Source organism: Vagococcus sp. AM17-17, assembly GCF_003471765.1.
Classification (GTDB): Bacteria; Bacillota; Bacilli; order Lactobacillales; family Vagococcaceae; genus Vagococcus; species Vagococcus teuberi.
In genome coordinates this window covers 718,617-738,490 of sequence record NZ_QRJY01000001.1, presented here as the reverse complement: position 1 = coordinate 738,490, position 19,874 = coordinate 718,617, and the positions used below count along the sequence as shown (strand labels likewise).

The following is a 19,874-nucleotide window of genomic DNA, read 5'->3' as shown; positions in this document are numbered from 1 at the left end:
AATATCGTGGCATTTCGTGTAGAATATAAAAGGTAGATAATTTATTTAGTTTTTTATAGTGCTAAATAGACTTAGGAGAGAATAAAATGGAACTTAAAAGACAACAGGAATTTGTACAATCATATCATTATGATGCATTACCAGAAGATCATTCAGAAGAAACATCAATTAATGTGAGTTTAAATCCTTTTGAAATCACAGAAGAAATGGACATTGATCCAAAAAATAACTCAATTTTAGGTTTAAGAATTGAATTTAAAATTATATTAGAGAATGTTGCGATAAGCGGAGATGTAGCTCAGTTTGTTCAAACTGTAGGACGTAAAGTAGATAAAATAGAAGATTTATCTTCTGATGAAGTAAATACCTTAGTGCATCCGTTATTTGTTTTAATCGAACGTCTAACTTATGAAGTAACAGAAATTGCACTGGATAAACCTGGTGTACAACTTAACTTTTCTCAAGAAGGCTAAAAAGGCTAAAAAAGTGTTGTTGTATAACAACGCTTTTTTAGTATAATTATAATTTAGTTAACAAATAACGGAGGTAATATAATGGAAAAGGAACAGGGGAAAATCAGTCTACGTTTGTTTAAAAAAGAAAAAGTAAAGCCTCGAACTAAATCAATTATAGTGAGGTCTGATAACCCCATACCAAATAAGCTTACTAATCAATTAGAAGTATTATTTGATCCAGTTTTTACTTATCAAATTAATCAAAGATTATCAGTTTTTTTTCATAGATGGCAAACGGTACTAGCTATTTATCCGATAAAGAAAGCTTTTTATTATATTAATGATATTGGATTTATTAAATTATACATTTCATTTGGTGTAACAAGTTTATTAGATGATATGGAAATAAAACGTTTTTTCCAAACTGTTCAAGAGTTACTGACAGCACCAGACTTTGGCCCCAATCAAGCCGAGACAAGTGTATCTATTTTTTCGCCAACATTAGAAAAAAAAGTAACTCCTCAAAAAAACACCTTACTTGCTCAGGAGTCAGTAATAGAAAGTTTACATGATAAATTATTAGAGCAGGATAGAATAGTCAAACAATGGAGTGATAAACAGGATAGAGAACAACAAGCTTTAGTGGCGCAACTTGATACGATTGAAAATGAGAACCGATTATTACAAGAGAATCTAGATAGAATTCAAACGGATGATTATTTAAACCTTCAAAAACAGCATATTTTAAAGGATAAAGTAGAAAATAATGGACATCAAAGTATTGAATACAGAGAAAAATGTAAAGAGTTATCTCAAAAATTAGATCAAGCTAACAAATTAATTAGTGAGTTAGAGCATAATAATGCAGTTCTTAGTTCCTCTTTAGAACAAATGACTGAGACAAAAAATGAATTAAGTGTAAAAGAACAAGAACAGTCTAAAGAGTTGGCAACAATAAAAGAGCATTTGACTCATGCAAAAAGTGAAATTGAACAATTAAAAGAATCATTAGAGCAAGAACAATCTGAAAAAATAAGAGTTGTCGAGCAGTTACAAAATGATACAAGGGAATTTGAAGCGACAATCACTCATCAAGAACAACAATTAGTTACTGCATCAACTACTGAATTTAAAATGCAATCAACCATTAATGAGTTAACAATGGAGAAGGGCGAACAACAAGCCTTAATGCAAGCTTTAAGACTAGAAAAAGATTCTGTGAAAAATGAGTTAGATAAAGTATTAGTAGAAAAAGAGAACATTATAGACAGGCTAGAAGAGCAAAAACAATCTTATTGGGAATTGGAAAAGAAATTAAAAGAATGGATTGAAAAAAACCAAAAAATAGAATCATTGTTAGAGGAAGAACGAAATCGTTCAGAGATCAACCAATCAAATTTAATCAGTGATGTAGCACATTTAAGAGAGTTAAATGAAAAGTTAAGTGAGGAAAACTCCTATTATCAGAGTGAAATGAGTCGCATATTAAAAGAAGTTAATCGATTAAGCGATCGAGTTGTATATTTAGAACAGTTTATCGAGCGTTCTTTTTTTAATGAACAGTTAGAAGTTGTAGAGAAGAATGACACTAATGATAATGATAGACCCAAAGAAAGACAATCTGATAAGAAATCTAAAGAACATTATAATGACCAAGGTATATTAAATTTATTTCAAAAAGCAGATGATGCAGACGAGGAAGATGTTAAAGTACCCATTGAAGAATATCGAGAATACCGTTTGTCACTCAAATTTTTAGAGTATAGATGGTATCAAGCAAATATTATGCAGGCTAATACATTGAGTAAAATTGAATTATCGTGGTGTAATTTTTATGTATCAGAGTCAGTAGATTTTTATAAAGATTTAGAAAACTTGGTCAAGATGCCATTACTATCAAAAAATTATGTTATTATGGAAAAAGAGATATTACTACGCTTAAAAGCGTATCAAGCATTATCACGATTTTTAGAAAGACACTATTTTGAGTCGAGTAAGCATATTTTTGATAGGGAGAAGAATGAATAACTATGCAAGACACACAAGTATTTGACATTTTAGAAAAAGAATTACCGAATATAAAAAGAAAACAAATTGAGACTGTATTACACTTATTAAGTGAAGGGAATACGGTTCCTTTTATTGCGCGCTATCGTAAAGAACAAACAGGAAGTCTAGACGAAGTTGAAATTAGAGAAATTGAAGAACGTCATGCCTATATAGAAGGTTTGATAAAACGTAAAGAAGAAGTTATCAGACTGATTAGCGAACAAGGAAAGCTAACAAAAGACCTAGAGAAAAAAATTAATGCAGCAAAAAAAATGCAACGAGTGGAAGATTTGTATCGCCCATTTAAACAAAAACGTCGTACTAAGGCGACTATTGCAAAAGAAAATGGTCTTGAACCACTAGCCGAGTGGTTACTGATTTTTCCAGAAAATGGGTCTGTAGAAGAAGAAGCAGCTAAATACATTAACAAAGAAAAAGAAATTAAGACATCTGAGGATGCGTTAGCTGGCGCACATGAAATCATTGCTGAAATGATTAGTGATGAGCCATCCTATCGCGAATGGTTACGTGATATGACGAAGCAAACAGGTCTTTATACAACCAAAGAAAAAGATAAATCATTAGATGAAAAAAGTGTCTATGAGATGTACTATGACTTTTCTGAACCTATGAAAAAAATGGTATCTCATAGAGTGTTGGCAACAAACCGTGGTGAAAAAGAAGGTGTCCTGAAAGTTTCGATTGAAATTGATAGCAACCGAGTGTTCCAATATTTTGAACGCCATTTAATTAAGAGTGAAACAAGTGTTGCCACACCATTTATACGTGCAGCCTATGAAGATAGTTACAAACGATTTATAGCTCCGGCAATTGAGCGTGAAATACGTAATGAATTAACGGAAAAAGCAGATGAACAAGCCATCTCGATTTTTGGAGAAAATCTAAAAAATCTCTTATTGCAACCTCCTTTAAAAGGGAAAGTTGTATTAGGGTTTGACCCGGCTTATCGTACAGGATGTAAGCTAGCTATTGTTGACCCAACAGGTAAATTATTGGCTGTGCATGTCATTTATCCACATAAACCAGCTAATGCTAAAAAACGTGAAGAATCTAAACCTGAGTTTATTAAATTGTTAGATGAATACAAAGTTGAAATGGTCGCTATAGGAAATGGAACGGCTAGCCGTGAATCTGAAGCATTCGTTTCAGAGTGTTTGAAAGAAATGAAACGTCCTGTTTTTTATGTGATTGTTAATGAGGCAGGAGCATCCGTTTACTCAGCAAGTGACACAGCTAGAGAAGAGTTTCCTGAGTTACAAGTTGAAGAAAGAAGTGCTGTTAGTATTGGACGACGTTTGCAAGATCCATTAGCAGAACTTGTAAAAATTGATCCAAAGGCAGTTGGTGTGGGTCAATACCAACATGACGTTTCTCAAAAACGATTGGGAGAACAATTGGATTTCGTTGTGGAAATGGTAGTGAACCAGGTTGGTGTTAATGTTAATACAGCCAGTGCCCAATTATTGCAACACGTGGCTGGTTTAAATAAAACAACGGCTAAAAATATTGTCATTTATCGTGAAGAAAATGGTGAATTTACTAGCCGTACTAACTTGAAAAAAGTGCCACGCTTAGGACCAAAAGCATACGAGCAATCAATTGGATTTTTACGTATTCCAAATGCTAAAAATATTTTAGATACAACAGGTATTCACCCTGAAAGTTATGGATTAGTAAAACAATTATTAAAAGAATTAGCGATTGATATGTTTGAAATTGGCACTGAGGAAACAAATACGAAGTTAGAAAACGTTTCTGTTGAAAAAATGAGTGAGACATTATCAGTTGGTAAAGCAACACTTGAAGATGTGATTAGTGCATTAAGACAACCTGGACGTGATATGCGTGATGATTTAGCTGCACCACTTTTAAGAAAAGATATTCTTAAAATGGAAGATTTGAAACCGGGCATGCAGTTAGAAGGGACTGTCAGAAACGTAGTTGATTTTGGTGCATTTGTGGATATTGGAGTGAAACAAGATGGTTTAGTTCATATCTCAAAATTAAGCCAATCATACATTAAGCATCCAACAGATGTCGTGGCAGTTGGAGATGTTGTGACAGTGTGGATAGTAGATGTGGACGTACAAAAACAACGCATCACACTGACAATGATTGAACCAACTCAAAAATAAGGAGTGACACTAGGTGAACGATGGTGAATTACAGACTTTAGTAGAAAAAACGTCTCTAATGTATTTTGATAAACCATTTCTTCATCAAGCTTCTTTTAATAAAAGATTGAAAACAACTGGTGGGAGATATCATTTATCTTCTCACCAGTTAGATTTTAATCCAGCTATTTTATATGTCTATGATGAAGAGGTTTTAATCGGTATTATTAAACATGAGTTATGCCATTATCATTTACATATAGAAAATAGAGGGTATAAGCATAAAGATAAAGAGTTTAAAGAACTACTTAAACAAGTTGATGGTTTAAGGTTTACCCCGCAACTTCGTGAACCACCAGAAAGAAAAGTCTATCTTATAGAATGTTCCAAGTGTAAGAAAACATTTCAACGTAAAAAACGATTGAATTTATCAAAGTACCGCTGTCAATGTGGTGGAAAATTACATTATTTATCAAAATAACTAAAATGTAGTGGAAAAAAACCAAGGATGTATGGTAGAATAACACTACGATTAGCGAGAATGTCGGAATTGGCAGACGAGCAAGACTAAGGATCTTGTGAAGAGTATTCTTCGTGAGGGTTCAAGTCCCTTTTCTCGCATTAACTAGTATCAGGTCATATGATCTGATACTTTTTTTATAGAAAAAGGATGACATAACATGATAGAAATTGGGTTAACGACGTTTAGAGAACACGGAAAATTACTGAATAAATCATTTTTAACATTATCTGATTACGCGTCACTATTTCCAGTGGTGGAAATGAATACGTCTTTTTACGGGATAAAAGCACCAACAGTCAGTGAAAATTGGATAAATGAGACACCAAATAATTTTTCTTTTAGCATCAAGGCGTTTAAAGTCATGACAAAACATGCAAAGTTAGAAGAGTATTATCAGGATGAAAAAGAAATGGATGAAGCGTTCAAATTATTTTTAGAACCCTTAGTTCAGCAAAAACGTCTCTCTACCATTTTGTGTCAGTTCCCTAGTTACTTTATTTGTAATAAAGAAAATGTAACCTATCTTCGTCAGTTGAGAGAACGATTCAAAGAGTATCCAATGGCTGTAGAGTTTCGAAGTAGCACTTGGTACAGTGAGTCAGTGAAAAAAGAGATGATGCAATTTATGACTCAGTATCACTACACATTGGTGAGTGTTGATGAACCACAAGTTGTGCATCATTCAGTTCCTTTTTTATCTGAAGTCACAACACCAGATTACGCGTATGTACGACTTCATGGTAGAAATAAACGCTATTGGGCAGAAAAATCGAGTGACTGGCGGAAAAAACGTACGTTCTATTGTTATTCTGATGAAGAACTAAATGAGCTAGCAAAAGAGATAGAAAAAATAAAATCTAAAAAAGTGGTTGTGGTGTTTAATAATAATTCAGGTGGCGATGCAGGAGAAAACGCCTTAACACTAAAAGACAAATTAAAAATCGAGTATCAAGGACTAAACCCAACCCAATTAAATTTGTTTTAAATAGTTCACTAAAAAACAAAATTGTATGTATAAAAACTTGATACGTTATTTATAAAGTCAAGCCTAACAATCATTTAAATCGTTAGAAGAAGATGACCATTGTGTTATCTTCTTCTTTTTTTCTGATAGCTTTGCGTTTTTGTTTTAGAGCCTTTACTATGTGTGATGTCGATAAGCAGTACCGTATACGTAAAGGAGTATTAAAAGTGATTCAGTTAAACCAAGTAAGAAAAGTCTATGGGAAATTTAGTTTAGAAAATATCTCATTAACTATAAAAAATGGTGTCATCTATGGGGTTGTAGGTGAAAGTGGTTCGGGAAAATCAACGTTATTGAGTATATTAAATTTAAGTACACCAATAGATGGTGGAGAGTTTTGGATAGATGGTGTTAATTGTCGTGACTTAACAAGGAAACAAAAAGGCATTCTCAAACAGCAAATGGGTATGATCTTTCAAGATTATCATTTGCTTAATAATCTAACCGTTTTAGAAAACAGTCATTTATCACTAAAATTAAAAGGTATTAAAGATAAATCGCAAGCTCTTTTTTGGTTGGAAAAAGTTGGGTTACTAGACTATTCAACTGTTTACCCGTCAAAGTTAAGCGGAGGACAAAAACAACGTGTTGCACTAGCAAGAGCTTTAGTGACAAAACCAACATACATTTTGTTAGATGAAGCAACAAGTGCGTTAGATGAGTATAATGCCCAGCTAATCTTGCAAATTTTAAGAGACGTGCATGCTGACTACCAGCCCACCATCATTTTTGTGAGTCATGATTTAGATAAAGTGAAATCTTTTTGTGATGAATGCTTGATATTAGATAAAGGTCAAATTAGTCATATCGTTGAGGTGAATCATAGTCAAGATGAGGCAGAGGGTTATTCATACCCAAACAAAGCCTTTAGGAGGTTGAGTGAATGACATCTTTAAAAGATGCGATGATTTATTTACCAGAATTAGTGTTAGCTCTTAAACAGACGATGTATATGATCGGTGTGAGCATGGTATTTGGTATGGTGTTTGGTTTGATAATAGGGACCGTACTATTTCTATGTCGCAAAAAAGAAACATGGCAACAAAGATGTCTCTATAATATCTCATCAAGTTATGCTAATATTATTCGCTCATTTCCATTTTTATTATTGGTTGTAACATTGATTCCTTTGACACGTGTGATTGTTGGGACAGGATTTGGCCCAAAATCAGCATCCGTTTCACTTAGTTTAGTAGCAATTGCTATTTTCGCAAGACTATGTGAACAAGTGTTATTAGATATTCCTAAAAGTGTGCTCATCTTATCAGAGTCATTAGGTGTGACAAGATGGCAACATGTGTATCATTTTTTGTGGCTTGAAGCAAGAAGTGGCTTGGTATTAAGTGCGACATCGATGTTAATTAGTTTGGTATCTTATTCGACTGTAATGGGAGTAGTTGGTGGTGGAGGAATTGGAGACTTCGCCATACGGTATGGCTATCAACGTTATGAATATACCGTGATGATGCTTGCTATCGTCATCATGATTGTGTTAGTTGGATTGATTCAATTAGTAGGGTATAAAATAGCAAAAAAATTAGATAAAAGGACGTTGTCATAATGAAAAAAAGTTTTAAATATGTGATGTTGTTAGGTTTAACATTAGGGTTAGTAGCATGTGGAAAAGCAGAAGAAAGTAAAAAAGAAGAAAAACCAAAAGAAGATAAAATCATCAAAGTAGCTTCTCAAGCACCACCAATGACTGATATTGTCAATGTCGCAAAAGAAGAAGCAAAAAAAGATGGATGGGATGTTGAATTGGTTCAAGTAACAGATAACATCCAATACAATGAAATGTTAAAAAGTAAAGAAGTTGATGCGAATTTCGCACAACACAAACCATATATGATGAAATTTAACCAAGAAAAAGATGCAAACTTAGTGGTGATTCAACCTATTTATAATGCAAAAGTTGGTTACTATTCAAAAGACTATAAATCAGTTGATGAGATTCCTGATAAAGCGAAAATTGCTATTCCAAGTGACGTTTCAAATGAAGGTCGTGCATTAGCGATTTTAAATGAGCAAGGATTAATTACGTTAAAAGATGGTGTTGGCTTTAATGGTACACTGAAAGATATCGAAAAAAATCCAAAACAAATTGAATTTTTATCAGTTGATTTATTAAACTTAGCAGAAGCTTATAACGAAAAAGATGTGGCGATGGTTTACAACTATCCAGCTTACATTGCAAAAGTTGGCTTAACTCCAGATGATGCCATTTTATTAGAAAATACAGTAGATGAAAGATTTGCAATCTCATTAGTTGCAAGAGAAGACAATCAAGATTCTGAAAAAATTAAAGCTTTGAAAAAAGCGATGGCAAGTAAAGCAGTGAAAGAATATATCGAAAAAGAACATAGTAAAACAGCTATTCCAGCATTTTAAAAATTAGTTCCACTTTAATTTGTAAAATAAATTGATTAAAAATGTCATATTTTTTTATTATTTATTTTTTCAAATTAAGATAGACGAAATATCCCTGTCTATATAACTTAAAAAGATTTCTAACGGTGTTTTATAGGTTAATGATTTTCTAGAAATATTATTTCTTCTTGAAACAACAGAATGAATGAGTGTAACATCAAATTCGATTAAATCCATTTTTAGGTAATCCATCTTGACGTAGTAATCCATTATAATGTCCGTTTAAACCTCTTTGGGATGGGATTCCAGAATCAGAAAAATAGATATCAATTTAAAATAGTCAAGAATGGATTACCCACCGTTTAATGCGTTATAGACATATAGATAATCGTTTCAATTGTTTAGCAACAAACATTACTTTCTTATTTTGGTAATAATATGATTCTATTAAAATGAGTTCGTCTGTATTAAGATGTGTACAGGTCATTTGTGATCGCTCTCATTGTTTTCCTTGGTCGGAAATACAATTTGAGTGTGTCACAAATGATTTATTTAGTTGTCTAGCTTAATTTTATAATTGGCGTTATTAAAAAAATTATTAATTTATTTTAAGTGAGGATTTAGATTACTTTAAAAGATTGTATTTTGCTAAAAGTAATTATTATTTTAAATGAAAATAATAAATAGATAAAGTGAGGATAATGGTATTAAAATAATTAAATATTAAACTTGTAAAAAGTAATTATAAAAAACGTAGTAAATAAACTAATGGAAAACATTTGTACTAAAAATAAGTATTTAATTGACAGATAATAAAGTTATTCGCTATACTGTAGACTATTAAAAAATGATTAAAAGATCCTTTAAATCAATTAGTCATGTAAAAAGGAGAGATTTGATGGAGAAAAAATGGGTTTTAGGGGCAGTAGTATTAGCGACGTTTGCTTTAACAGGGTGTAAGAGCGACAATGGTACAACTAAATCAACAGAAGCAAATAGTAAAAAAGACAAAGATACGTTTACTTATGCAATTAGTGGGGATCCCACATCATTAAACCCTATAACTACGAGTGATCGTTGGGGATTGACTGTCACAAATATGATTTATTCCCCACTAGTTAGAATTGAAGGTGACGGTAGTCAAAAAATGGAACTAGCGGAGAGTTTAGAACCAGCAACTGATGGGAAATCTTTAATTGTTAAGTTAAAAGATAATATAAAATGGTCGGATGGTGAGGATTTTACTGCTGATGATGTTGTGTTTACATATGGTGAAAAAGTTAAGAAAGAGAATGGAAATTCAGATAATTTATGGGTAGGAGATAAACCCATCACCATAGAAAAGATTGATGAAGCAACTGTTAAATTTAATTTACCTTCTGTGAGTGCAGCAGCAATTAACAATATCGCAACAGAAACATATATTATTCCTGAGCATATATTTAAAAGCGAACCCGATTTTACGGCGAATGAGTTAAAAGCTAATCCAGTTGGAACTGGACCTTATAAACAAACTAAATATAAACGTGGTGAATACATTCAATTTGAAGCAAATGACTCGTATTATGGTGGCAAACCGTCAATACCTAAGGTGACTTTTAGAATAATAAGTAATGCAGATACTACCAAATTAGCTTTAAAAAAAGGTGAAATAGATGCTTCTTTTGTTTTACCTAATGATATCAAAGAATTAGATGGCGATGATTTAAAAACATATGAGTACAGTGAGAATCGTGTAGGATACATGGGGCTTAATAATGCTTCTGATACTCTGAAAGATGTTAAGGTGAGACAGGCTGTTTTATATGCATTAAATAAAGATGAATTAAATAAGGCAGGATATTTGTCGGATAAATACTATGAAAATGTGTATTCGATATTACCACCAGCAAATCCGTTTTCAACAGAAGATGTAGAAAAATATGAAACTAGTATTGAGAAATCAAAAAATTTATTAAAAGAAGCAGGGGTAGAATCGGTCAATCTTAATCTAGCTTTTTCATCAGATGATCCCGTTCAAAAAATTCAAGCTACTTTGATACAACAACAGCTTCAAAAAGCAGGTATTACTGTTGAATTAGCTGGAGGAGATGGAGCAGCTATCTTTACAGAATTAAAAAAACCAGGTTCAACTAAATATGATTTGTTTATGGGGGGATACATAATGGGAAATGACCCTGACTTATATTCAAGGTTATTTGCTTCTGATGGAGCATCTAATTACTTCCAATACAATAGTGAAGTGACCGATAAGCTATTCGATAATGGTGCCATCCAAATGGATGAAAACAAACGAAAAGAAATTTATGTAAAGTTACAACAACAAATTGCAAATGATGCAGTATTTTATCCGATTGTTGATAATCGCAAGGTTTTAGCAACAAATAAGGCAATTAGTCATGTTGAAGAAGCTGGTTTAGTTCCAATCTATACATTTGAAGACTTATCAAAATTAACAATAGAATAAAGTAATAGAAGCTTCACAGGCGCGATAATTACCTGAGACTTAGTTTCATGTCTACTCAGAAAAATTCGGCCTGTGAATTTTTTTCTAAAAATTTTTAAAATTTAAATAAGTCTAGTTATTACATAAAGGATGTGTGAATTTGGGTAAATATATTTTAAAACGAATGGTACAAGTTATCCCTTTGTTACTTATAGTTTCTTTTATTGTTTTTTCAATGATACATATAGCACCGTATGACGCTATTGATGCTATTACAACACCAAATATGTCACAAGAAACTATTGATATTATACGTGCACGATATGGATTAGATGAACCATTTATGGTTCAGTATGTACTATGGTTAAAACAAATAATTAGTGGCGATTTTGGACATTCTTTAGTTAGTCAAGCAAATATCGGAGATGAGTTAATGATCCGAATACCGAACACTATAAAACTAGTATTACCGGCTTATGTTACAGCTTTAATTCTTTCTATAGTATTAGGATTAGTTGCAGGAGCTAATAAAGGAAAATTTGTAGACCAACTAATCGATGGTATTTGTTCAATAGGAATTTCTATGCCTACTTTTTGGTTTGCGATGATTATAATATATTTTCTAGGATATCGTTTTGATTTGCTACCTCTTATTGGGATGCATACTGTTGGAAAAGAAGACTCTTTATTGGATTTTTTACAACACTTTATCATGCCATATATGGTACTTGTAGTAGCCTTTTTCCCAAATTTAACACGTTACGTTCGTTCATCAACGCTACTTCAATTATCAGAAGATTATGTAATGGTACAAAAAGCATTTGGGGCAACAAAAAAAGAAATTTTCTTTAGACATGTTAGTAAAAACGTTTTACTTCCAATTGTGACACAAGTTGGTTTAGCATTACCGATGCTAGTAACAGGAGCTATTATAACGGAAAGTATTTTTGGATGGCCAGGCATAGGACCGTTTCTTATGTCTGCTACAAAAAGTTTGGATTATCCAGTTATTATGGCAGTCATGTTACTTTCTGCAACGTTAGTAATTCTAGGTAATTTATTGTCAGATGTATTGTACACGATAGTAGATCCACGAATCAGGCAAGGAGGTATAAAATGAAAGCAATAGAAAAAAGAATGAGGGTATTAAAAAAACACCCGAGTTACTGGATATCTATTATTTTCCTTCTCTTGTTACTTCTTTTAGCGCTATTTGCTCCATTAATTCCCATTGATCCTAATCACACCGATGTTTCTAATATGTCTTCAAGTCCAAATGCTAGACATATTTTTGGTACTGATGAAATAGGTAGAGATTACTTTATTAGAGTAATATATGGTGGGAGAATTTCACTTATTGTTGGTGTCTTAGCAATGCTGGCTTCAACGACTATAGGCACAATAATTGGTCTAGTATCAGGATATTTTGGTGGATGGATTGATAGTTTATTTATGAGGTTCGTAGATATATTGTCTTCAATTCCCTGGCTAGTTTTGGTAATAGTGTTGAGCGTATTATTGAAACCTGGGTTAGTTACCATTATTTTTGTGATAGGTTGTTTTTCATGGATGAGCATAGCACGATTAATCAGAGCTGAGACACTATCAATAAAACAAAGAGATTATGTCGTTTATGCTCAATTCATTGGCGAAAAGAACGGAAAAATTATTCGTCGTCACATTTTTCCAGCTGTGTTATCTACATTAATTGTAGCAGCAACCGGTAGCATATCAGGAGCTATTATGACAGAATCGGCACTTAGTTTTTTAGGAATTGGGATTCAACCTCCAGTTGCTTCATGGGGAAGTTTATTACAAAATGCACAAAGTAGTTTACAACAATCACCTCATATGGCAATATTACCTGGATTATTTATTATAATGACTGTTTATTCTTTTAATAATTTAGGAAATTTTTTACGAGATGTCACAATGGTGGAGGAATAGTGATGAAAAAAAGTAATATACTAACAATAAAGAATCTAGAAGTCGATTTTGTAAAAAAAGATGAACCAACCCAAGAAATAATTCGTGGAATTGATTTGGAAATTCCAAGAGGAGAGATTGTTGGGATAGTTGGAGAATCTGGGAGCGGTAAAAGTATTTCGATGAAAGCCATTATGAATCTTTTACCGGATAATGCAAAATTAAAATATGATGAATTTATGTTTGATGATATATCTCTGAATAATAAAGAAAAAAATAAATTACCTATATCAATGATTTTTCAAGACCCAATGACGGCGTTGAATCCATTACGAACTATAGGATATCATTTAATAGAGGTTGTACAACGACAAAAGAAAACCTCAAAAAAAGAAGCCGAAAAAATAGCTGTGGCTAAGCTAAATGAAGTGGGAATTTTGCTACCTGAGAAACGAATGACCCAGTATCCACATGAATTATCAGGAGGTATGCGTCAAAGAATCATGATAGCTATGGCACTTTTATCAAAACCTTTATTATTGATTGCAGACGAACCAACAACTGCTTTAGATGTAACAGTTCAAGCACAAATTTTACATCTAATACGTGACTTACAAAAAGAAGAAAAATTATCAGTTATTTTAGTGACTCATGATTTTGGAATAGTTGCTGGAATGTGTCAAAGTATCATTGTTATGTATGATGGTGAAATTGTAGAAGAAGGAAAAACTGACGAAATATTTTACAATGCTCAACACTGGTACACGAAAGAATTATTAAAAGCTATACCAAATGGAAATAAAGATGAAAGACTTTACTCATTAAATAGTAAGTTAGTTGGTGGAAGTATTAAGAATAGAGGGTCTATGAAAAAAATATCTGATACTCACCGAGTACTAAGGAAAGGATAATCAATGGTTGATTTAATTAAAATAGAAAATGTACAAAAAACTTTTTTAGTAAAAAATGCATTTGGTCAAACGGATACTGTTGTTAAAGCTATAGATGATGTCTCATTGACTATTCGGAAAGGAGAAACACTTGGTTTAGTTGGAGAATCCGGAAGCGGTAAAACTACTTTAGGAAGAAGTATACTTCAACTGGAAGAAATTGATGAAGGTGAGATATATTTTAAAAATCAATCTCTTAAAAAAATATCAAAAGAAGAGAAAAAATTGATCCGTAAAGACATGCAGATTATTTTTCAGGATCCATATTCTTCTCTAAACCCAAGGATGACAGCTATTGAAATAGTTCTCGAACCATTAAATTTATTATATAGTAAAGAAGAGGCGCTAAGCAAGGCGCAAGAAATACTTGAACAAGTTGGATTGACTGGCTCAACTATTTACAAGTACCCGAGGGAGTTTAGTGGAGGTCAGCGACAAAGGATAGGTATTGCTAGAGCTGTAGCAGTCAATCCGGATTTTATTTTATGTGATGAGCCTATATCGGCGTTAGATGTTTCTATTCAAGCACAGATTATTAATTTAATGATGGATCTACAAAAGAAAAAATCATTAACTTATCTGTTTATTTCACACGATTTGTCAATGGTTCGTTATATATCAGATCGTATTGCTGTTATGTATTTAGGAAAAATTGTGGAATTAGGGCCTACAGAGGAGATTTTTAAAAATCCTCAGCATGAATATACAAAACGATTATTAGCATCTATTCCAATACCAGACCCAATCAAAGCACGTCAATCTTATCGAAGTGATAGTATACTAACTATTGATACAATTAATCCATCTAATGATATATATTGGGTAGAAGTAGATAAAGATCATTTTGTAGCAAAGGAGACTAAATAATGACTAACCAAATAATCAAATTAATTCAAGGAAAAAATGGGATAGAATTACCATTTGAGTCTGGTAACTGGGTGTTACTAAAAGAAGAAGGCTATTCACCTATCCAAATGTTGGTGGCATCTGTCGCAGGGTGTGGTGCATATGTGTATCAATCGATTTTGAATAAGTCAAACATATCGTACACCTTTAAGACAGTATCAGTAAAGTATACAAGAAACCAAGAAAAACAAAGTAAACCTATTGAAAGCATTGATATGACATTTGAGGTGAAAGTAGCTGATGAAGACCAAGAAAGAGCTCGTCGTGCTTTAAAACTGATTAGTAAAAATTGCCCAGTTATACAATCACTTGATTCGGCTATCTCAGTATCTGAGACAATCAAATTTATTTAACTATATTGACTAAGTTTATTATTCCCAACGTAATGAGTAGAAGACATCATTATGACGTTGGGATATTTTTTGTTTATTTCAACTAAATGTCTTATAAATTAAGTAAAGAAATAAAATTTGTCTTTTTAATTGCTAAAGGTTAAATAGATAAGTTATACTTAAACAGGTGCAGCAATCATATGATTAAACTTTAAAAGTCATAGAATGAAAAGATGACTTTTTTAGAATAAACTAGTGATAGAAAGTAGTGAATGTGCTATAATCTTTCTTAGATGTAAATTTTCTAATATATTGATCAATTGTATGAAAAAGAGGTTTTAAGTGTACTTGTACTAGGCATTTAGCCCTCGTATTTCTGGTGAGTCGAAAGGGTAGTGGTCACAAACATATATGGAGGAAATTTCATGAATACTAAAACCTGGTTATGGGTATTACTTTTTGTAATTATCCTAGCAGTAGCAGCTTACCTAGTTGCGTTCTTGATGAAACGCAGAAATCAAGATAAATTGGAGGAATTAGAACAACGTAAAATAGCGTTATTCGATTTACCAGTTCTTGAAGAAGTGGATGAAATAAAAAAAATGCACTTAGTAGGCCAAAGCCAAAACACGTTTAGGGAATGGAACCAAAAATGGATTGATATATCTACCATATCTTTTGCTGAACTAGAAAGCCTAATTTTTGAAATTGAAAATTTAAATGAGACATACCGATTAATGAAGGCGAAAGAAGCCATCGTTGAAGCAAATGACACGTTAGACGGCATGGAAAAAGAAGTTGAAGAAATCCGTCAAGGTCTGAAAGAATTACGTGAAAGTGAAGAACGTAACTCTGAAGCAGTCCAAAAAGCATTAGATGCTTACGAGTCAATTAGCGATACCGTTTCTGAAAACCCAGAAAAATACGGTGTATCTTATAATGAACTTGAAAAACAAATTCAAAATGTTGAACGCGATTTTACTCAATTTGTTGCATTAAATACAGCTGGTGACCCTATGGAAGCTCGTACTGTATTAGAAAATGCTGAAAAGAGAACATACGAAATTCAAGGAATTGTTGAGCAAATACCTCCTTTAGTCGATACATTAACAAATGTATTTCCAAAACAATTAAAGGAAATAAAAGAAGGTTACGAAACATTGAAAAAAGATCACTACGTGTTTGAAAATGACATTGTAGCGGTTAATGTTGAGAAATTAGAAACGAAAGTTGATGCAACATTATCTAATTTAGAAAAATTAGAAATTGAAAATGTTTCAAAATTAAATACGGAAATTGCTAAAGAAATTGATCATTTATATGACATCATGGAGAAAGAAATTTCTTCTCGAGTTTACGTAAATGATAACAAAGCAAAATTAACGAGCCTTTTAGAACATGCTGACAAGAACAATCATCTATTAATGATTGAATTGGATCACGTTTCTCAAAGTTATATATTAAATAACAATGAATTGGGAAGTGTCAGAGGCTTCCAAGCTCAGATGGAAGAAATACAAAAAGAATTTGACGAAACTGAAGAAAAAATGAAAAATAAAGAAGCAATCTTCTCACAAGTAGCTTCTTTTTACCGCGAGAGTCTAGCCCAATTAAAAGATATCGAAAATGGGCAGGTTGAGATTAGCCGCTCTATCAAGGATTTTGCTCCGAGAGAACGTAAGGCAATCGAAAAAATTGATGACTATGAATTAGAATTGCGTATGTTAAAACGTTATGTTGAAAAACAACGCTTACCTGGAATACCAAGCAGTTACTTAGAGTTTTTCTTTGTAACTGGAGAACGAATCGAAGAACTAAGCCAAGAGCTTAATAAAATTAGAATAGATATGAATCATATCGATCACTTAGTTGCTGTATGTGATGAAGACATGCGCACGCTTCGTGAAAAAACGAATGAGTTGATTGATAGTTCAACATTAACTGAACAAATGATTCAGTACGCTAACCGTTTCCGTTTCTCTCATCCAGATATAAAACACGCAATTGATCGCAGTTTGAGTTTATTCTCAAGAGAGCATCAGTACAAAGATGCTTTGGATGTTATTTCTGAAGCGATTGAACGAATCGAACCAGGAGCAACAGACCGTATTAGAAAATATTATTTTGATAATAAAGAGACAATAATCTAAGAGTTTAGAAAAACCAAGAAAGCATGTTTGTTTTCTTGGTTTTTTTTTATGAGCAAATTAGCTTAGTTGATGATTTATAAGTAGCACGTTATAATGAGTAGTGAATTTTTTTAGAAAGAGTGACGATATGATATATTTTGATAATAGTGCGACAACCATGATTCATCCACAAGTACTTGATACGTATAATAAGGTAAGTCAGCGTTTTATAGGGAATCCTTCTAGTTTACACAGGTTAGGTCAGCAGTCTTCTGTCCTTTTAGAAAAGTCACGTCAACAAATTGCGGATATTTTGGGAGTAGACTCAACTGAAATCTTTTTTACCAGTGGAGGGACAGAGGGTAATAACTGGGTTTTAAAAGGAACAGCAATTGAAAAACGTCCTTTTGGTAATCATATTATCGTATCAAATGTAGAGCATCCATCCGTGGCGAATACAGCCAAACAATTAGCAAAACTTGGCTTTAAAGTATCATTTTGTCCCGTCGATAGAGAAGGATTGATTGATTTAGCTGAATTGGAAAAACTATTATCGGATGAGACGATTTTAGTATCCACAGTGGTGGTGAATAGTGAAGTTGGAATGATCCAACGAATAAGGAAAATTAGTGAGTTACTTGAAAAGTATCCATCAATTCATTATCATGTAGACGCTGTGCAAGCTATCACTAAATTACCAGTAGAGACTTTTTTAACTAGTCGAGTTGATTTTATGACATTTTCAGCACATAAATTTCAAGGTCCAAGAGGCATTGGGTTTATTTATTGGCGTAATGGTGCTAAACTATCTCCTTTACTAACTGGTGGTGGACAAGAACGAAATAAAAGAAGTGGAACTGAAAATACAGCTGCTATTGTTGCGATGGCTAAAGCGTTGCGCATAGCAACTGACGACCAGGATATAAAGGAAAGAAATATTCGCCAACTTAAAAATGCTCTTGCTAATGGATTAAATAAATATGACCATGTCACATTATTTTCTTCATTAGATGTAGAAAAATCAGCTCCTCATATTTTAACGTTTGGTTTAACAAAAGTACGTGGTGAAGTCTTAGTTCACGCATTAGAAGAAAAAGACATCTATATTTCAACGACTAGTGCATGTTCAAGTCGCCAAAAAACAGATAGTAGCACCTTACATGCAATGGGTGTCACACATCAATTTGCTGAAACGGCTGTTCGGATAAGTTTGAATCATCAAAATACAATGGCTGAAGTCGAACAATTTTTAGTTATTTTTAATCAATTATATAAAAAGTTTTCGAAAATCTATTCGTAAGAGGGGAACTCAATGAAAGCAACAGAAATCATGATTCGCTATGGCGAACTATCAACAAAAGGAAAAAACAGACGTATATTTATCAATCAACTAGCATATAATGTCAAACAGAGTCTGCATGGTTATCCAAAGGTTAAAGTTAGATCGGATAGAGATAGAATGCATATAATATTAAACGGTGAAGATGATCGTCAAGTAATGACACAACTAGAACCAATTTTTGGTATTCAAAGTTTTTCACCAGTCGTTCGGATAGAAAAAGATCCTGAATTGATTTGTCAGACAGCAGTGGAAATGGTTAAAGATATATGGGAACCTGGAAAAACATTTAAAGTTCAAAGTAGACGATCTGACAAAGGATTTATATGGGATAGCAATGATATAAATAAAGAAGTTGGTGCAGCAATTTTTCATGGAATAGAAGGAATTCAAGTGAAAATGGTTCAACCAGATATTCGTGTAGAAGTTGAAGTACGTAATGAAGCGGCATACTTATCATGTGAAACTATTTTTGGAGCAGCAGGTTTGCCAGTCGGATCAAGTGGTAAAGGAATGTTAATGCTCTCTGGAGGAATTGATTCACCTGTAGCTGGTTATTTAGCGATGAAGCGAGGGGTAGAAATTGAAGCAATACATTTTTATAGTCCACCATACACAAGTGAACAATCACTAAACAAAGCAAAGGATTTAGCTGTAAAATTAACTCCTTACGTAGGTAAAATCCAATTTATTACAGTTCCATTTACTGAAATTCAAGAAGAAATAAAACGTAGTATCCCACAAGGTTATTGGATGACTGTGACAAGACGTTTCATGTTACGTTTGACTGACAAAATTAGAGAAATACGTCATGGATTGGCTATTGTCAATGGTGAATCTCTTGGGCAAGTAGCATCACAAACGATGCGAAGCATGATAGCGATAAATGATGTGACAACAACCCCTATTATTCGTCCAGTTATTACAATGGATAAATCAGAAATAATAGAAGTAGCAGAAAAAATTGATACATTTACCTTAGCAACGTTACCTTTTGAGGATTGCTGTACCATTTTCGCTCCGCCAGAACCTAAAACAAAGCCTAAAGTAGAAAAAGTGCGTCAATATGAGGAACGATTGGATATTGAAGGGTTAGTGTCAAGAGCATTAGAGGCTATTGCAATAGACGAAATAAAATCCGGGGATTCTTATTTACAAGCAAGAACCCAAGAAATGGATGATTTATTTTAAAAAAGTGGGCAGTTTGCCCACTTTTTTTTTTGCTCTTTGTCAACTAGTGTTGGTAAGAGTTCAAACGTTAGAAATTAGGATATAGTATATTTAAGATATCTT

The 19,874-nt window shown here is 32.8% G+C and carries 17 protein-coding genes, 1 tRNA gene and 1 pseudogene; 18 read left to right on the top strand and 1 reads right to left on the bottom strand.

Annotation, left to right across the window (positions count from 1 at the left end):
* Positions 1-86 precede the first annotated feature (86 nt).
* The 9 genes from DW196_RS03555 (at position 87) to DW196_RS03515 (ending at position 8,574) form a co-directional block, all read left to right on the top strand.
* Complete coding sequence (locus DW196_RS03555; RefSeq protein ID WP_071457373.1) at positions 87-473, top strand: DUF1149 family protein; 387 nt, start codon at positions 87-89, stop codon at positions 471-473.
* Between the two features lie 81 nt (positions 474-554).
* Entirely contained in the window at positions 555-2,483 is a 1,929-nt protein-coding gene (locus tag DW196_RS03550) for a hypothetical protein (RefSeq protein ID WP_118250136.1), read from the top strand.
* 2 nt (positions 2,484-2,485) lie between these two features.
* Positions 2,486-4,660, top strand: coding sequence for a Tex family protein (locus DW196_RS03545; RefSeq protein WP_118250134.1), 2,175 nt, complete (start codon positions 2,486-2,488; stop codon positions 4,658-4,660).
* A 13-nt stretch (positions 4,661-4,673) separates the two neighbouring features.
* Complete coding sequence (locus tag DW196_RS03540; protein WP_118250132.1) at positions 4,674-5,120, top strand: SprT family protein; 447 nt, start codon at positions 4,674-4,676, stop codon at positions 5,118-5,120.
* 54 nt (positions 5,121-5,174) lie between these two features.
* A tRNA-Leu gene (locus tag DW196_RS03535) sits at positions 5,175-5,260 on the top strand.
* Between the two features lie 59 nt (positions 5,261-5,319).
* Positions 5,320-6,147 carry a DUF72 domain-containing protein gene (locus DW196_RS03530; protein ID WP_118250130.1) on the top strand — a complete coding sequence of 276 codons (828 nt, stop codon included), beginning with the start codon at positions 5,320-5,322 and terminating at the stop codon, positions 6,145-6,147.
* Between the two features lie 206 nt (positions 6,148-6,353).
* Positions 6,354-7,073 carry an ATP-binding cassette domain-containing protein gene (locus DW196_RS03525; protein ID WP_118250128.1) on the top strand — a complete coding sequence of 240 codons (720 nt, stop codon included), beginning with the start codon at positions 6,354-6,356 and terminating at the stop codon, positions 7,071-7,073.
* Positions 7,070-7,747, top strand: a complete 678-nt coding sequence (locus DW196_RS03520) for a methionine ABC transporter permease (RefSeq protein ID WP_118250126.1) — start codon at positions 7,070-7,072, stop codon at positions 7,745-7,747. The genes DW196_RS03525 and DW196_RS03520 overlap by 4 nt, the downstream gene beginning before the upstream one ends.
* Positions 7,747-8,574, top strand: coding sequence for a MetQ/NlpA family ABC transporter substrate-binding protein (locus DW196_RS03515; protein WP_118250124.1), 828 nt, complete (start codon positions 7,747-7,749; stop codon positions 8,572-8,574). Before DW196_RS03520 ends, DW196_RS03515 begins: the two co-directional genes overlap by 1 nt.
* Positions 8,575-8,643: 69 nt before the next feature.
* Here DW196_RS03515 and DW196_RS11540 read toward each other — a convergent pair.
* Positions 8,644-8,884 (bottom strand): annotated as a pseudogene (locus DW196_RS11540) (IS30 family transposase); the annotation flags it as partial.
* A 567-nt stretch (positions 8,885-9,451) separates the two neighbouring features.
* On the opposite strand from DW196_RS11540, the gene DW196_RS03510 reads away from it, so the two are divergent.
* The 9 genes from DW196_RS03510 to thiI all read left to right on the top strand — a co-directional run bounded on the left by DW196_RS03510 (position 9,452) and on the right by thiI (position 19,772).
* Complete coding sequence (locus DW196_RS03510; protein WP_118250122.1) at positions 9,452-11,020, top strand: ABC transporter substrate-binding protein; 1,569 nt, start codon at positions 9,452-9,454, stop codon at positions 11,018-11,020.
* Between the two features lie 139 nt (positions 11,021-11,159).
* Positions 11,160-12,119 carry an ABC transporter permease gene (locus DW196_RS03505; protein WP_118250120.1) on the top strand — a complete coding sequence of 320 codons (960 nt, stop codon included), beginning with the start codon at positions 11,160-11,162 and terminating at the stop codon, positions 12,117-12,119.
* Positions 12,116-12,946, top strand: coding sequence for an ABC transporter permease (locus tag DW196_RS03500; protein ID WP_071457365.1), 831 nt, complete (start codon positions 12,116-12,118; stop codon positions 12,944-12,946). Before DW196_RS03505 ends, DW196_RS03500 begins: the two co-directional genes overlap by 4 nt.
* A 2-nt stretch (positions 12,947-12,948) precedes the next feature.
* Positions 12,949-13,836 carry an ABC transporter ATP-binding protein gene (locus tag DW196_RS03495; RefSeq protein ID WP_118250118.1) on the top strand — a complete coding sequence of 296 codons (888 nt, stop codon included), beginning with the start codon at positions 12,949-12,951 and terminating at the stop codon, positions 13,834-13,836.
* A 3-nt stretch (positions 13,837-13,839) separates the two neighbouring features.
* On the top strand, positions 13,840-14,742 hold the full coding sequence (locus DW196_RS03490) for an ABC transporter ATP-binding protein (RefSeq protein ID WP_071457363.1): 903 nt from the start codon (positions 13,840-13,842) through the stop codon (positions 14,740-14,742).
* On the top strand, positions 14,742-15,134 hold the full coding sequence (locus DW196_RS03485; protein WP_118250116.1) for an OsmC family protein: 393 nt from the start codon (positions 14,742-14,744) through the stop codon (positions 15,132-15,134). Before DW196_RS03490 ends, DW196_RS03485 begins: the two co-directional genes overlap by 1 nt.
* A 404-nt stretch (positions 15,135-15,538) precedes the next feature.
* Positions 15,539-17,263: a septation ring formation regulator EzrA gene (locus DW196_RS03480; RefSeq protein ID WP_118250114.1), complete on the top strand. Its 1,725-nt coding sequence runs from the start codon at positions 15,539-15,541 to the stop codon at positions 17,261-17,263.
* Between the two features lie 127 nt (positions 17,264-17,390).
* Entirely contained in the window at positions 17,391-18,542 is a 1,152-nt protein-coding gene (locus DW196_RS03475) for a cysteine desulfurase family protein (protein WP_118250112.1), read from the top strand.
* Positions 18,543-18,554: 12 nt separating this feature from the next.
* Positions 18,555-19,772 carry a tRNA uracil 4-sulfurtransferase ThiI gene (gene thiI, locus DW196_RS03470; RefSeq protein WP_118250110.1) on the top strand — a complete coding sequence of 406 codons (1,218 nt, stop codon included), beginning with the start codon at positions 18,555-18,557 and terminating at the stop codon, positions 19,770-19,772.
* Positions 19,773-19,874 lie beyond the last annotated feature (102 nt).